This window comes from Pseudomonas sp. D4002, from assembly GCF_013385665.1.
GTDB lineage: Bacteria > Pseudomonadota > Gammaproteobacteria > Pseudomonadales > Pseudomonadaceae > Aquipseudomonas.
In genome coordinates, this window is sequence record NZ_JACAPN010000003.1 from 23,999 (window position 1) to 37,425 (window position 13,427).

Annotated in this window: 15 protein-coding genes; 9 read left to right on the forward strand and 6 right to left on the reverse strand. The window is 61.5% G+C overall.

Features of this window, described 5'->3' with window-relative positions; genetic code table 11:
• Positions 1 to 10: 10 nt before the first annotated feature.
• The 3 genes from HX824_RS01100 to dksA are packed head-to-tail and all read right to left on the reverse strand — an operon-like array spanning position 11 to position 2,292.
• Complete coding sequence (locus HX824_RS01100; RefSeq protein WP_177054041.1) at positions 11 to 655, reverse strand: DUF1826 domain-containing protein; 645 nt, start codon at positions 653 to 655, stop codon at positions 11 to 13.
• Positions 655 to 1,860 carry a zinc metallochaperone GTPase ZigA gene (zigA, locus tag HX824_RS01105; RefSeq protein WP_087694589.1) on the reverse strand — a complete coding sequence of 402 codons (1,206 nt, stop codon included), beginning with the start codon at positions 1,858 to 1,860 and terminating at the stop codon, positions 655 to 657. The genes HX824_RS01100 and zigA overlap by 1 nt, the downstream gene beginning before the upstream one ends.
• A gap of 27 nt (positions 1,861 to 1,887) precedes the next feature.
• Positions 1,888 to 2,292, reverse strand: coding sequence for an RNA polymerase-binding protein DksA (gene dksA / locus HX824_RS01110; RefSeq protein ID WP_003213474.1), 405 nt, complete (start codon positions 2,290 to 2,292; stop codon positions 1,888 to 1,890).
• Between the two features lie 127 nt (positions 2,293 to 2,419).
• Here dksA and HX824_RS01115 point away from each other — a divergent pair, with 127 nt between their 5' ends.
• Positions 2,420 to 2,788 carry a hypothetical protein gene (locus HX824_RS01115; RefSeq protein WP_003213476.1) on the forward strand — a complete coding sequence of 123 codons (369 nt, stop codon included), beginning with the start codon at positions 2,420 to 2,422 and terminating at the stop codon, positions 2,786 to 2,788.
• Here the strand turns inward: HX824_RS01115 and HX824_RS01120 are convergent.
• Positions 2,785 to 4,008, reverse strand: a complete 1,224-nt coding sequence (locus tag HX824_RS01120; RefSeq protein WP_003213478.1) for an N-acetylmuramoyl-L-alanine amidase — start codon at positions 4,006 to 4,008, stop codon at positions 2,785 to 2,787. The two genes, HX824_RS01115 and HX824_RS01120, sit on opposite strands and share 4 nt — an antisense overlap.
• A 128-nt stretch (positions 4,009 to 4,136) precedes the next feature.
• Between HX824_RS01120 and folE2 the strand changes: the two genes are divergently transcribed.
• Genes folE2 through HX824_RS01155 form a run of 7 tightly spaced genes read left to right on the forward strand, consistent with a single transcriptional unit; the run spans position 4,137 to position 9,779 of the window.
• Entirely contained in the window at positions 4,137 to 5,033 is an 897-nt protein-coding gene (folE2, locus tag HX824_RS01125; RefSeq protein ID WP_008439504.1) for a GTP cyclohydrolase FolE2, read from the forward strand.
• Positions 5,030 to 5,698: a metal ABC transporter ATP-binding protein gene (locus HX824_RS01130; protein WP_177048288.1), complete on the forward strand. Its 669-nt coding sequence runs from the start codon at positions 5,030 to 5,032 to the stop codon at positions 5,696 to 5,698. Before folE2 ends, HX824_RS01130 begins: the two co-directional genes overlap by 4 nt.
• Positions 5,698 to 6,564: a metal ABC transporter permease gene (locus HX824_RS01135; protein WP_003213483.1), complete on the forward strand. Its 867-nt coding sequence runs from the start codon at positions 5,698 to 5,700 to the stop codon at positions 6,562 to 6,564. The genes HX824_RS01130 and HX824_RS01135 overlap by 1 nt, the downstream gene beginning before the upstream one ends.
• An 11-nt stretch (positions 6,565 to 6,575) precedes the next feature.
• A complete protein-coding gene (locus tag HX824_RS01140) occupies positions 6,576 to 7,460 on the forward strand; it encodes a metal ABC transporter substrate-binding protein (RefSeq protein ID WP_003213485.1) in 885 nt (294 codons plus the stop codon).
• Positions 7,457 to 7,882: a phosphoribosyl-AMP cyclohydrolase gene (gene hisI, locus HX824_RS01145; protein WP_177009033.1), complete on the forward strand. Its 426-nt coding sequence runs from the start codon at positions 7,457 to 7,459 to the stop codon at positions 7,880 to 7,882. The genes HX824_RS01140 and hisI overlap by 4 nt, the downstream gene beginning before the upstream one ends.
• A complete protein-coding gene (locus tag HX824_RS01150) occupies positions 7,879 to 8,439 on the forward strand; it encodes a carbonate dehydratase (protein ID WP_177054042.1) in 561 nt (186 codons plus the stop codon). Before hisI ends, HX824_RS01150 begins: the two co-directional genes overlap by 4 nt.
• A gap of 2 nt (positions 8,440 to 8,441) precedes the next feature.
• Complete coding sequence (locus tag HX824_RS01155; RefSeq protein ID WP_177054043.1) at positions 8,442 to 9,779, forward strand: dihydroorotase; 1,338 nt, start codon at positions 8,442 to 8,444, stop codon at positions 9,777 to 9,779.
• 142 nt (positions 9,780 to 9,921) lie between these two features.
• Here the strand turns inward: HX824_RS01155 and HX824_RS01160 are convergent, their stop codons facing one another.
• Positions 9,922 to 10,443, reverse strand: coding sequence for a DUF3617 domain-containing protein (locus HX824_RS01160; protein WP_003213494.1), 522 nt, complete (start codon positions 10,441 to 10,443; stop codon positions 9,922 to 9,924).
• Between the two features lie 130 nt (positions 10,444 to 10,573).
• Here HX824_RS01160 and cls point away from each other — a divergent pair, with 130 nt between their 5' ends.
• Positions 10,574 to 12,013 (forward strand): cardiolipin synthase, encoded by a 1,440-nt coding sequence (gene cls / locus HX824_RS01165; protein ID WP_134327562.1) that lies wholly within the window; start codon positions 10,574 to 10,576, stop codon positions 12,011 to 12,013.
• A gap of 145 nt (positions 12,014 to 12,158) precedes the next feature.
• Here the strand turns inward: cls and cfaB are convergent, their stop codons facing one another.
• Positions 12,159 to 13,343, reverse strand: a complete 1,185-nt coding sequence (gene cfaB, locus HX824_RS01170) for a C17 cyclopropane fatty acid synthase CfaB (protein WP_008439517.1) — start codon at positions 13,341 to 13,343, stop codon at positions 12,159 to 12,161.
• Positions 13,344 to 13,427: the final 84 nt, after the last annotated feature.

A 13,427-nucleotide genomic window follows, 5' to 3' on the forward strand; every position in this document is an offset into this window, starting at 1 on the left:
TCCTACCCGGTTACGCCAACCAATCCAGCGTCAGAATCAACCGTCGTTGATCCGCTTGCAGCGGCGGCGAGCGGTGGATCAGGCCAAAGCCTTCGTTGCCGTGCCATTTTTCGCCCTTGAGCAAGGCCACTTCGCCGCAGTGGATTTGCTCAATGCGTTCTTCTGGCTCAGCACTCGCCTGGCTCAGGTGTCGCCGCTCCATAACCCCCTCGCGCAACCACTGGCTGCCGATGCCGGCGTAGGTGGTGATCAGCCGCACCGGCACATGATCCACATGAAAACGCGGGCACATGGCCTTGTCCAATAGCCGCAAACGCACGCCGATACGCTTGGCTCCGAGCAAACAGGCAAAGGCGCTGACCAACCACGACACATCGGCGATAAAGCCTTCGTAGCCTTCAAGGTCACGGCAACCTGATGCCAAGTCCTGCAGGTTTGGCTCGGCGTCTTCGCTGTTCAGTTCAACCACCAGCGACTCGGCCAATGGCTCATTGAGTGCCACCAGTAACGCGCCGAACTCGGCGATGTGCAGAGGCAACTGACGCTGCCACACCGCTAGGTTCACGCCGTCCTCAAGGATATCGGTGAGCACGGCCGGGGTTTCGCCGTGGGTCTGGCGAACCACCGGGCGCAGTTTCAGGGTCGGTGCCAGCATCAGGCAGCCTCTTCGAACCAAGGGCCAAAGGGATCGGCCAACAAGCGCCAGCCTTCGACACCCGTGGCCATTTCATCGTCGGTCAGCAAACAAGCGTCCAGCTCGGCGGTCATCTGGGCGAAGTCGATGTTCTGGCCGATAAACACCAGCTCCTGCCGGCAATCGCCGGTGCTCAGTTGCCAGTTTTTCATGATTGCGGCGATGCCTTCCTCGTCCTGGGGCCACTGGGTTTTCGGCACGAAACGCCACCAGCGCCCGGCAAACCCATGGCGCATCAGGCCGCCAGCCTGGGACCAGCTACCGGCGTCCTGGTGTTTGCTGGCCAGCCAGAAAAAGCCCTTGGAACGCAGCAGTTTTCCATTCACCCAAGGCCGGTCGATAAAGTCGAAAAACCGCTGCGGGTGGAACGGGCGGCGGGCGCGATAGGCGGTGGAGGCGATGCCGTACTCTTCGGTTTCCGGCAGGTGTTCGCCACGCAGTTCCTGCAACCAGCCCGGCGCCTGGGAAGCACGCTCGAAGTCGAAACGGCCGGTGTTGAGGATCTTCGCCAACGGCACTTCGCCCATGACCATCGGGATGATTTCAGCCTGGGAGTTCAAGCGCTCCAGGATCGCCATCAACTCCTCGCGCTCACTGCTGCTGATCAGGTCGATCTTGCTGATGAGGATCACATCCGCAAATTCGATCTGCTCGATCAGCAGGTCGGTGATCGAGCGCTCGTCCTCTTCACCGAGGGTTTCGCCCCGGGACGCCAGGCTTTCGGCAGCCTGGTAGTCGAGCAGGAAGTTCATGCCGTCGACCACGGTGACCATGGTGTCGAGCCGGGCAATGTCCGCCAGGCTCTGGCCTTCTTCATCGCGGAAGGTGAAGGTTTCGGCCACTGGCAGCGGCTCGGAGATACCGGTGGACTCGATCAACAGGTAATCGAACCGACCTTCCTTGGCGAGCTTTCCGACTTCTTCCAGCAAGTCTTCGCGCAAGGTGCAGCAGATGCAGCCGTTGCTCATCTCCACCAGTTTTTCTTCGGCGCGATTGAGGGTGACGTCGCGCTGGACCTCACTGCCATCGATGTTGATTTCGCTCATGTCGTTGACGATCACCGCTACCCGCAGGTTTTCGCGGTTGCGCAGGACGTAGTTGAGCAGCGTGCTTTTGCCGGCGCCGAGAAATCCGGACAGCACAGTAACGGGGAGACGATTGGGCATCAGGTATTCCTCATCAGGGTTGGCCGGTCAAATCGCCCGTTGATGGCGTTCGCGCAGCTCTTCACGTTCTTTGGCTTCGATACACAGGGTGGCCGTGGGGCGCAGCAGCAGGCGCTTGAGGCCGATGGGTTCGCAGGTTTCACGGCACCAGCCGTATTCACCGCGGGCCAGGCGTTCCAGGGCTTCGTCGATCTTGTCCAACAGCTTTTTTTCGCGCTCCAGCAGGCGCAGTTGCCATTGGCGCTGTTCTTCGGCGCTGCCGACATCGGCGGGATCGCTGTTGGGCTCCTGTTCGCGCAGCACCATGAATTCAGCGTCGATACGCGCTTGCAGCTCGTTGCGCTGGGCCAGCAGCAGCTCGCGGAAGAAACCTTGCTGGGCTTCATTCATGTAGTCGGCGCAGGGTTGGGCGAGAAGGTCTTGTTCGGTCATCGGAGGTGGTTCACGGGTCAGGCTGTTTTTTAATGTTATAGTATAACAATGCAAATAAGCCAATCCCCCTTGCTCGTGACGACGAAGGGCGCAATGCTGGCAGCCGAATAACGCCCCGAGAGCCTCTATGAAATACCTGCTGTGTGCTGTGTTGCTGATGCTGGCGAGCCTGGCCAACGCCCAGGTGCCCAGCCTGCTGGCCAACTGCACCCGCAGCGCCAACCTGCTGGCGTGCGTCGACGCCCAGGGCAATGCCTACAGCGTCGCGACGGCAGGCAGCACTACGTATTTGCGGGGCTTTGAAGTGATCGGAAAACGCTATTGGGCACAGACCAGCAGCCGCTACGGGCAACTGACGTTCTTTACCGGGTTGGCTTCCGATGGTGAGGCGTGGGTGGGCTACACGCGGCGAGTGGGCTGGACCACCCTCAACCGGTTTTCCAGTTCCGGTGGTGCCAGCGCCAAGTTCACCTGTAGTCGAATCACCGGCTGTTAGACCTGGCCGGTTTTCTGTTCCTGAACCCAGGCCATGTAGCTGTTCATCGGCGGGTTCTTCTGGAAGTAGTTCTTCAACCCTTCAAATAAACCGTCTGCCACCGCCTGTTGATGGCGTGCGGTGACCAGTCGCTGGGCGTCCTGGGTGTTGGAGATAAACCCGGTTTCCACCAGGATCGACGGCACGTCCGGCGACTTGAGCACCGCAAAGCCGGCCTGTTCCACGCGTTTTTGATGCAGCGTGGTGATGCTTTGCAGGCTGCCCAGTACCGAGCTGCCCAGTTGCAGGCTGGAGGCGATGGTGGCGTTCATCGACATGTCGAGAATCACCCCGGCGAGCATCGGGTCCTTGTCCTTGAGATTGAGCAAGGTGGTGGCGCCCAAGAGGTCGGCGCCGTTTTCCCGCTGCGCCATGAACCGTGCGGTGGCGGAGGTGGCGCCGCCTTCAGACAGCGCATAGACAGAGGCGCCGGACGCCGTAAGCCGTGGCGCGGCATCGGCGTGTACCGAGATAAACATGTCGGCTTTGTGCTGACGGGCGATGTCCACACGTTTACGCAGCGGCACGAAGAAGTCGTCGTTGCGCACCAGCTTCACATCGAAGCCCTTCTCGCGCTTCAGACGCTTGGCCAGCAATTGGGCGATGGACAGCACCACGTCTTTTTCGCGCTGGCCCTTTGAGCCAATCGCGCCGGGATCCTTGCCGCCGTGCCCAGGGTCGACCACGACGATGATGTCGCGTTTCGGATGAGCCCTGTCCACCGGCGCCGGCACGGGTGCAGCCAACGCGGCCGGTGCCGCAGCGATTTGCATAGGTGCATGAGTGGCGCTTGTCAGGTCCAGCACGAGGCGGTGGCCCTGGCCATCCTGCGGCGGCAGGAGAAAGCTGTTGAGCTGCATCGGCGCCTTCAAATCCAGCACGATCCGCGTATCGCCCTGCCCGAAATGCCCCGAGCGAATCGAGGTAATGCCGCTGTTGGTCAGGGCCAGTTGGCTGAAATCACCGGTCAGCTTCGCGCCGCTCAAATCGATGATCAACCGCTCCGGCGCGGTCAGGGTGAAGGTCTTGTATTGCACCGGGCCGCTGAGGTCCAGCACCAGCCGCAGCTTGTTATCCGACCGCCACAGCCGTGCATTGCGGATCTGCGCGGCAGACACGCCCAAGGGCAAGGTGAACACCGCACTGGCCAGCAGCAGGTTGAGGAGTTGACGTCTGTGCATGACTTACACCGCAAATAAAGGAGCTTCCGTACTCGACATGACTGAATAAAAGACAGAACAGAAAAACTTTCGTCGTTTCAATTGTAATAATATAACATGTCTTTTTATTTCCAACGATGGACCTGCTCATGAACGCGCTGACTCTGCCCGATATCGCCGCGCAGGCTTCACGCCAAGCCTTGCCGCTCGATTGGGTGGGCATGTGCGGCATTGCCCTGCCCATTCTGATCGACGGCCAAAGCCTTAGCGCCACGGCTGATGCCGGCGTCAGCCTGGACGACGGTGAGGCCCGTGGCATTCATATGTCACGGCTTTACCTGGCGCTGGAAATGCTTGAACAGCAACCGCTTTCGCCAGCACTGCTGCGCAGTGTATTGCAACGTTTTCTCGACAGTCATGAAGGTTTATCCACAAATGCCTACCTGCGGATTCATGCAGGTCTGCTGCTGAAACGCCCGGCGCTGGTCAGCCCGTTGGCCGGCTGGAAAAGCTACCCGGTGAGCATCGAGGCGCGCCTGGAAAACCAGATGTTCCACGTGGAACTAAAAATTGACGTTACTTACTCTTCAACCTGCCCTTGCTCCGCTGCCCTCGCCAGGCAATTGATTCAGCAGCAATTTATCGAGGACTTTGCCGGCACACCGCTGCAGCACGAAGACGTACTGACCTGGCTCGGCAGCGCAAACGGCATCGTCGCCACACCCCACAGCCAGCGCAGCAGCGCGCTGTTGCAGGTCCGGCTTCAGGACGATCAGCCAACACTGCCGCTGACCCAGTTGATCGACGAAACCGAAGCCGCCCTCGGCACTGCCGTGCAAACCGCCGTAAAGCGTGCAGACGAACAAGCCTTCGCCCTGGCCAACGGGCAGAACCTGATGTTCTGCGAAGACGCCGCCCGCCGCCTGAACCTCGCCTTGAAACGCTCGGATGCGGTCAATGCCTTCCACTTGAAAGTGATCCACGCCGAAAGCCTTCACGCGCACGATGCCGTGGCCGAAAGCCGCTGGACGAGACCTTCCGAATGATCACCTGCACCGCTTTGCGCTGGGGCGCCCCCGGCCAACCACTGACCCCCGCCGTGGATTTCACCCTGGAAAAAGGCAGCCTTACCGGCATCATCGGCGCCAACGGCACCGGCAAAAGCAGCCTGCTGAAAGTTATCGCCGGCTTACAGAAGCCGCTGGCGGGGAAAGTGACGATCGATGTTCCACGCCGAGGTGGCCTGTCGTTTTTGCCCCAGCAACAGAACCTCGATCGCCAGTTTCCTATCAGCCTCGAAGAGTTGGTGGCCGCCGGTTTTTGGGGCAGCAAGCAAACCCCGCAACAACGTACCGAACGCCTGAGCGCCGTGCTCGAAGACTGGTGCCTCAGCGGCCTGGAGCATCGGCCGTTGATGGCCTTGTCGGGCGGCGAACTGCAACGCGCCCTGCTCGCCCGCATGAGTTTGGCCGAGTCGCCGATATTGCTGCTGGACGAACCCCACGCCGCCCTCGACGAAGACGGCCAGGCGCTGTGCTGGAAACACATCCACGCCTGGCACGACGCAGGCCGCACGGTGGTCGTGGTGTGCCATGACCTCGGCTCCGTACGCCAACACACCCAGCAAGTGGTGCAGATCAAAAGCAGTGGCTGCGTGTTCGGCTCCAGCAAAGAACTGATCCGCCCGCAGCCGCAAATGCAGGTGGCCTGATGCACTTCGCCGCCCACCTGTGGATGCCGTTTCTCGATTTCGTTTTCATGCGCCGCGCGCTCGTCGGCGGTCTGGTATTGGCATGCAGCACCGCGCCGCTGGGGGTGTTCCTGATCCTGCGCCGCATGAGCCTGATCGGTGACGCGGTGTCCCACGGCATCCTGCCCGGCGCCGCACTGGGCTTCTGGTTTGCCGGACTGAGTTTGCCCGCTCTGACCATCGGCGGCCTGGGCGCCGGCCTGAGCATGGCCGGCCTCGCCGCCTGGATTACCCGTCGCACCGGGCTGAAGGAAGACGCCAGCCTCGCCGCCATCTACCCGATCTCCCTGGCCAGCGGCGTGCTGATCCTCGGCCTCGCCGGCAAACGCCTGGACCTGCTGCACCTGCTGTTCGGCTCGGCCCTGGCGGTAGACGGCCCGACCCTCACCGGCATGCTCTGGGTCTCGGGCTTCAGCCTGATCGCCATGGTGGTGATCTACAAACCGCTGCTGCTGGACACCCTCGACCCGCTGTTCCTGCAAACCGTCAGCCGCCTCGGCCCGCTGGCCCACGGCCTGTTCCTGACGCTGGTGGTGCTGAACCTGGTGATCGGTTTCCAGGCCATCGGCGCGTTGATGGTGGTCGGCCTGATGATGTTGCCGGCGATTGCTTCACGTTTCTGGAGCCGGCGCCTGCCGGTGTTGATCGCCATATCAGCGGTGCTGGGATGCCTGTCGGTATGGCTTGGCTTGTTGCTGTCGTTCTACTACTCGCTGCCCAGCGGCCCGGCAATTGTGCTGGTGGCTGGCGGCTGGTACCTGCTGTCCGTGGTCTTCGGTCCGGTGCACGGCTTGCTGCGCCGCCCGCCTTTGCTTACATCCCAATGAGGTGTTTCCCGATGCGCGCTCTACTCGTGCTGTTCAGTGTGTTGCTGCCGCTGTCGTTCGCGACGGCCCAGGCTGCCGACAAGCTTCAGGTGGTTACCAGCTTCAGTATTCTTGACGACATGACCCACCAGGTCGGTGGCGATCATATCCAGATCAGCAACATGGTCGGCCCCGACGCCGACGCCCACACCTACGAACCAACACCAGACGATGCCAAGGCCCTGCTCAAGGCCAAGGTGATCATCAAGAACGGCCTGGGCTTCGAGCCGTGGCTGGATCGCCTGGTCACCAGCACCGAGACCAAGGCCACTGTGGTCACTGCGAGTAAAGGCGTGCTCTCCCACACCATGGAAGAAGACGGCGAAACCATCCCCGACCCGCACGCCTGGCACAACCTGGCCAACACCGTTATCTACGTGAACAACATCACCAAGGCGCTGATCGCTGCCGACCCGGCCAACAAGGCCGACTACGAGCACAACAGCCAGGTGTACCTGAAAGAAATCTACCGCCTGCTGGCTGAAGCCAAGGCCAAGTTCGGCGCGCTGCCACCGGGTAACCGTCGCATCGTCACCTCTCATGACGCCTTCGGCTACCTGGGCCAGGCCTACGGTATCGAGTTCCTGTCGCCTCAAGGCCTGTCCACCGAACGTGAACCGTCGGCCGCCGAAGTCGCCACGCTGATCACCCAGATCCGCAAGGACAAGGTCAAGGCCGTGTTCATGGAAAACATCAAGGACTCGCGTCTGCTCCAGCAGATCGCTGATGAGAGCGGCGCGCAGATCGGCGGCACGCTGTATTCGGACGCCCTGGCTGCAGAAGGTCCGGCCAGCACCTTTACCGGCCTGTTCGAATACAACCTCAACACCCTGTGCGCGGCCCTGAGCAAGCCGTGAGCCTGAGCATGCTTGACCTGGAAGAGGCTGCCATCGGCAGCCGCTTTCCACTCGATAGCGTGCTCGACGCCCTGCCGTGGACCAGCGATGGCCTGATCGCCGCCATCGCCCAGCAACACGGCAGCGGCGAAGTGTTGATGCTGGCCTGGATGAACCGCCAGGCCCTCGACGAAACCCTGGCCACCAGGCACGTCTGCTACTGGTCCCGTTCGCGCCAGCAACTGTGGCGCAAGGGCGAAACCTCCGGCCACCGGCAACTGCTGGTGGAGGCCCGCCTGGATTGCGACGGCGACGCGGTATTGCTGATCGTCGACCAGCAAGGCCCGGCCTGCCACACCGGCCGGCCCACCTGCTTCTACAACGCCATCGACGGCCATCACGTAAACATCATCACCGCGCCTCTCAAGGAACCTGACCCATGATCCGCAAGAACCCTTCCGGCGATCTGCCCGTGATTGCCGAATCGGCCTACGTCGACAAAACTGCAATCATCTGCGGCAAGGTGGTCATCGGCGAAAACGTATTTGTCGGCCCTTACGCGGTGATCCGCGCCGACGAAGTCGACGCCAACGGTGACATGGACCCGATCACCATCGGTGCCAATTCGAATATCCAGGACGGCGTGGTGATCCACTCCAAATCCGGCGCCGCCGTAACCATCGGCGAGTTCACCTCCATCGCCCACCGCTCCATCGTCCACGGGCCCTGCACCGTTGGTGACCGGGTGTTCATCGGCTTCAACAGCGTGCTGTTCAATTGCGTCGTCGGCAATGGCTGCGTGGTGCGGCACAACTCTGTAGTCGACGGCCGCGATTTGCCCGACGCGTTCTACGTGCCCTCCACCACCCGCATCGGCCCCAACACCGACCTGTCCCAGTTCCCGCCGGTGAGTGTCAGCGCTTCGGAGTTTTCCGAAGACGTGGCGCGCACCAACGTCGACCTGGTACTGGGTTACAAAGCCCTGCAAAACGAGTTCTGACCATGAGCCGCCTGCTGATCCGCAACGCCCGCCTGGTGAACGAAGGCGAGGAATTCGAGGCTGACCTGCTGGTCGCCAATGGCCGTATCGAGAAGATCGCCGGCAGCATCGACAACGCCAACGCCACCGTGGAAATCGACGCCCAAGGCCAGTGGCTGCTGCCGGGAATGATCGACGACCAGGTGCACTTCCGAGAGCCCGGCGTGCCGGACAAAGGCAGCTTCTACAGCGAGTCCCGCGCGGCGGTGGCGGGTGGCATCACCAGTTTCATGGACATGCCCAACACCAACCCGGCGACCCTGAACCTGGATGCCCTGGCCGACAAGAAGCGCCGCGCGGCGCTGCATTCGGTGGCCAACTATGGCTTTCACTTCGGAGTGAGCAACGACAACCTCGACACCGTCGCCGCGCTGGACCCGCGGGAAGTCGCCGGGGTCAAAGTGTTCATGGGTGCGTCTACCGGCAATATGCTGGTGGATGATCCGAAGATCCTCGAGCGTCTGTTCGCCGAGGTGCCGACCATTCTCCTGGCCCACTGCGAGCACACCCCCAGCATCCTGGCCCGCGAGCAAAGGATGCGCGAGCGTTTCGGTGAGCACATTCCTGCCGTAGCACACCCGCTGATCCGCGATGCCGAGGCCTGCTATCGCTCCTCGTCCCTGGCGGTGGAACTGGCCAAGCGGCACGGCACGCGCCTGCATGTGCTGCACATCACCAGCGCACGGGAGTTGGTGCTGTTCGAAGACAAACCCCTGGCGCAAAAACACATCACGGCGGAAGTCTGCCTGCATCACCTCTTGTTCGATGACCGCGACTACGCCCGCCTCGGCCACCAGATCAAATGCAACCCGGCGATCAAGACACGTGCCGACCGCAACGCCTTGCGCCTGGCATTGTTGAGTGATCGTCTGGATGTAATTGGCAGTGACCATGCGCCGCACACCTGGGCGCAAAAACAGCTGCCGTACCGCGAAGCGCCGTCAGGCTTGCCGCTGGTGCAACACGCCCTGCCGGCGCTGCTGGAATTGGTCGCCGACGGCCTGCTGCCGCTGACCACGCTGGTGGCGAAAACCAGCCATCGGGTCGCGGACCTGTTTGCGATCCCCGACCGTGGCTACCTGCGCGAAGGCTATTGGGCCGACCTGGTGCTGATCCAACCCGAGCCTCACGGCAAACCCGTCAGCAGCCAGCCGATCCTGGCCCGCTGCGGCTGGACGCCCTTTGCCGGGCGCAGCTTCCGGCACAGCGTCAGCACCACGCTTGTGTCCGGCCACCTGGCCTGGCACGACGGGCGCGTGCACGACAGTTGCCAGGGGTTGCCGCTGCATTTCCAGCGTTGAAGAGACTCTGTACCTGGCAATGCAATCAAATGTGGGAGCGGGCTTGCTCGCGAATGCGGTGGGTCAGCCAATACACCTGTGACTGATTCACCGCATTCGCGAGCAAGCCCGCTCCCACATTTTGATCGGGGTATGTCTTAGGTTAGGCGCGGGGTTTGACCGTGCCGCAGTTGCTGCCCAACCACTGCGCGTGGGTGTCCAGGCTGCCCTTCTGCTGTACGCCGGTGGCGTTGAAGGTACCGTTAACCGTAGTGGTGAATTCCTGCTGGCTCTGGAACGTCGCCACGCCAGTGCCCTGGGCTTTCGGGCAACTGAAACGGAATTTCCATTGGTTGCCGGTCTTGTCCGTCACTTCCTGCTTGCAGCCCGATTGCGGATCGGTCAGCGGGATGGAATCGGACGCCACCTGGGCCGGAGTCAGGCACACCTGCACGCCTTTGCCGGCCATGGTGATGCCTTGCTTCTCAAGCATCGCGCGTTGTTCCGGGGTCATCTGTTGCTTGAGCTGACCGAGGATCAGCGACAAGTCCGGCAGGTCCTGGTTATCGACCTTCATGTTGCTGGTGGTCAACTCCCACAAGCCCGGCGCCAACATCTGCGCTTGCGCCGCCACAGGCAGCGTCAAACCAACAACCATGGCCAAACCAAGCAGACGAGCATTCATCGGGTAACTCCTGGGCAATTGTCGGCGTTAGACGCCGCAAAAGCGCCAGTGTTGCACAGCAAATAAAATAGCGACATTCGTGGCCGAACATGGTCTGTTAGGCACTTGTTCGTCAGGAGTACCGTTGTCCATGGATTTCTTTGGCCCGCACCTGCTCGCCTATTTCATTGCCACCCTGCATTTTCTGGGCACCCTCGCCGCCATCCATGCGGTGCTGACCGTCAGGACCGCCCAAGGCTCGATTGCCTGGGCATTGTCGCTGATGTTCATCCCCTACCTGACGCTGATTCCCTACCTGATCTTTGGCCGGAGCACCTTCGACGCCTACATTCAGGCGCGGCGCCAGGCCAACCAGGAAATGCACAAGGCGATCACCGAGCTGAACTGGCGCCCATGGGTTGAAGAGGCGCTGGCCGCGCGCAACTCCCAGGCCTACGCTTCGCTACGGGCCATGCCCAAGCTGGGGCGCATGCCGTGCCTGGCGAATAATCAGGTGCGTTTGCTGATCAATGGCGAGGCTACGTTCAGCGCGATTTTCGAGGCGATTCGCTCGGCAAAGACCGCTGTGCTGTTCCAGTTCTTCATCATTCATGACGACGAACTCGGCCGCCAACTGCACACCTTGCTCAAGGAAAAAGCCGCCGAAGGCGTAGCCATTTTCGTGCTGTACGACCGTATCGGCAGCCATGCCCTGCCCCATCGTTATGTGCAGTCACTGCGGGACGCCGGAGTGCAGGTCAAGGCATTCGCCACCCGCAGTGGCTGGCTCAACCGCTTCCAGGTCAACTTCCGCAACCACCGCAAGATCGTGGTGGTGGATGGCATTACCGGGTTCGTCGGTGGGCATAACGTCGGCGATGAGTACCTGGGCAAGAAACCGCCGCTGGCGCCATGGCGTGACACCCATGTGCAAGTCAGCGGCCCGGTGGTGGCGTGCTTGCAGGAGTCGTTTGCCGAGGACTGGTTCTGGGCCGCGCGGGAGTTGCCGCCGCTGCTGCTGCCGGATACCTACCCGGACGACGGCGTGCTCTGCCAGTTGCTGGCCAGCGGCCCGGCGGATCCCTACGAAACCTGCTCGCTGTTTTTCGTCGAGGCCATTCATGCGGCGACCGAGCGGGTATGGATCACCAGCCCGTATTTCATTCCCGATGAGGCGGTGTTTGCGGCTTTGAGGTTGGCGGTATTGCGCGGTGTCGACGTGCGCCTGCTGCTGCCGTCACGGCCGGATCACCGCATCGTCTACGCCGCTTCCAGCCTGTATGCGATCGAAGCCGTGCGCGCCGGGGTGCGGGTATTTCGCTATACGCCAGGGTTCCTGCATCAGAAAGTGGTGTTGGTCGACCGTGAAATCAGCGCCATCGGCAGTGCGAACCTGGATAACCGCTCGTTCCGGCTGAATTTCGAAGTGATGTTGCTGACGGTAGATGACACTTTCGCCAGCCAGGTGGAGCACATGCTGCTGGAAGACTTCGCCCTGGCCCATGAAATCAGCCAGGAAGAAAACCGCCAGACCCACCGCCTGCAACAACTGGGCATGCGGATCGCGCGGCTGATTTCTCCAATCTTGTAAGGCTTGCACCGAACCCAATGTGGGAGCGGGCTTGCTCGCGAAAGCGGAGTGTCAGTCACTGAATGTGTTTCTGATCCAACGCCCTCGCGAGCAAGCCCGCTCCCACACAAGCCCGCTCCCACATTCAGATCACCGGTACCATTGCTTACTGGTACAGGTCATCCCGCGTCCAAGGCAGCTCATGGCTACCATCGGCATGGGGTTTCACCGCCAGAATCTGATGCAGGTTGATCCAGCCCCGGGCAAACGCATACGCACAGCCGGCCAGGTACAGGCGCCAAATGCGCAAGGCTTGCTCCGGCACCATCTTGCCCGCCGCTTCCAGGTTGTCTTCGAGGCGCTCGCTCCAGTGATCCAGCGTGCGCGCGTAATGCAGGCGCAGGCTTTCGACGTCGACTACTTCCAGGCCCACGTCGCTGATCTCGGCGGTCATCATCGACAGATGCGGCAACTCGCCGTTGGGGAACACATAACGCTCGATAAAATCCCCGGCGCCACGGCCCACGGGCCGGCCATCAATGTGCTTGGCGGTAATCCCGTGGTTCATCACCAGGCCGCCCTCACGCACCGCGCCGTAGAGAATCTTGCAATACTCCGCCAGGTTGGCGTGGCCAACGTGTTCAAACATCCCCACGCTCACCACCTTGTCGAACCGGCCATCCTGGGGCAAGTCGCGGTAGTCGAGCAGCGTCAGCTCTACCTGGTCTTCCAGGCCTTCGGCCTTCACCCGCTCCTGGGCCAGCGCCAGCTGTTCCTTGCTCAGGGTGATACCGAACACCTTGACCCCGAATTCCCGCGCGGCATACCGCGCCAGCCCACCCCAACCGCAGCCCACGTCGAGCAAGTACTCCCCCGGCTGCAGCCGCAATTTGCGGCACAGGTGACGGAATTTGTCTTGTTGGGCTTGATCAAGAGATTCGCTGCCGGTTTCGAAATACCCGCAGGAATAGGCCATGTCGCGGTCCAGCCACAGCTGGTAGAACTCGTTGGACAGGTCGTAATGGTAGGAAATAGCCGCTGCGTCGGTGGCCTTGTCGTGGATCGAGCGCACCGGACGACTCCCCTCGTCGTCATCAACCAGGGCATGACTCAACTCGTCAACGACCCTGATCACTTCGGAAATGGAGCCTTCCAGCTCCAGTTTGCCCTCGACGAAAGCTTCGCCCAGTGAGTCGAGCGTCGGATGGCTGAGCTTGGAAACCATCATGGGGTCCTTGACCACAATGGTGACGCTGGGATCCGGGCCCAGGTTGAATTCATGGCCGTCCCAGAGTCGAAGACGCAGCGGTAGCTTGAGATTCTGTAAGGCCGGTGGAAGTTGCGCGAGCATGAGTAGTCCCCCCTTGTTTCAGACGTCTGAAATGAGGGTAGACCATCCACGGAAAAATTAGCAGGCTATCGAAACAATAGCGCC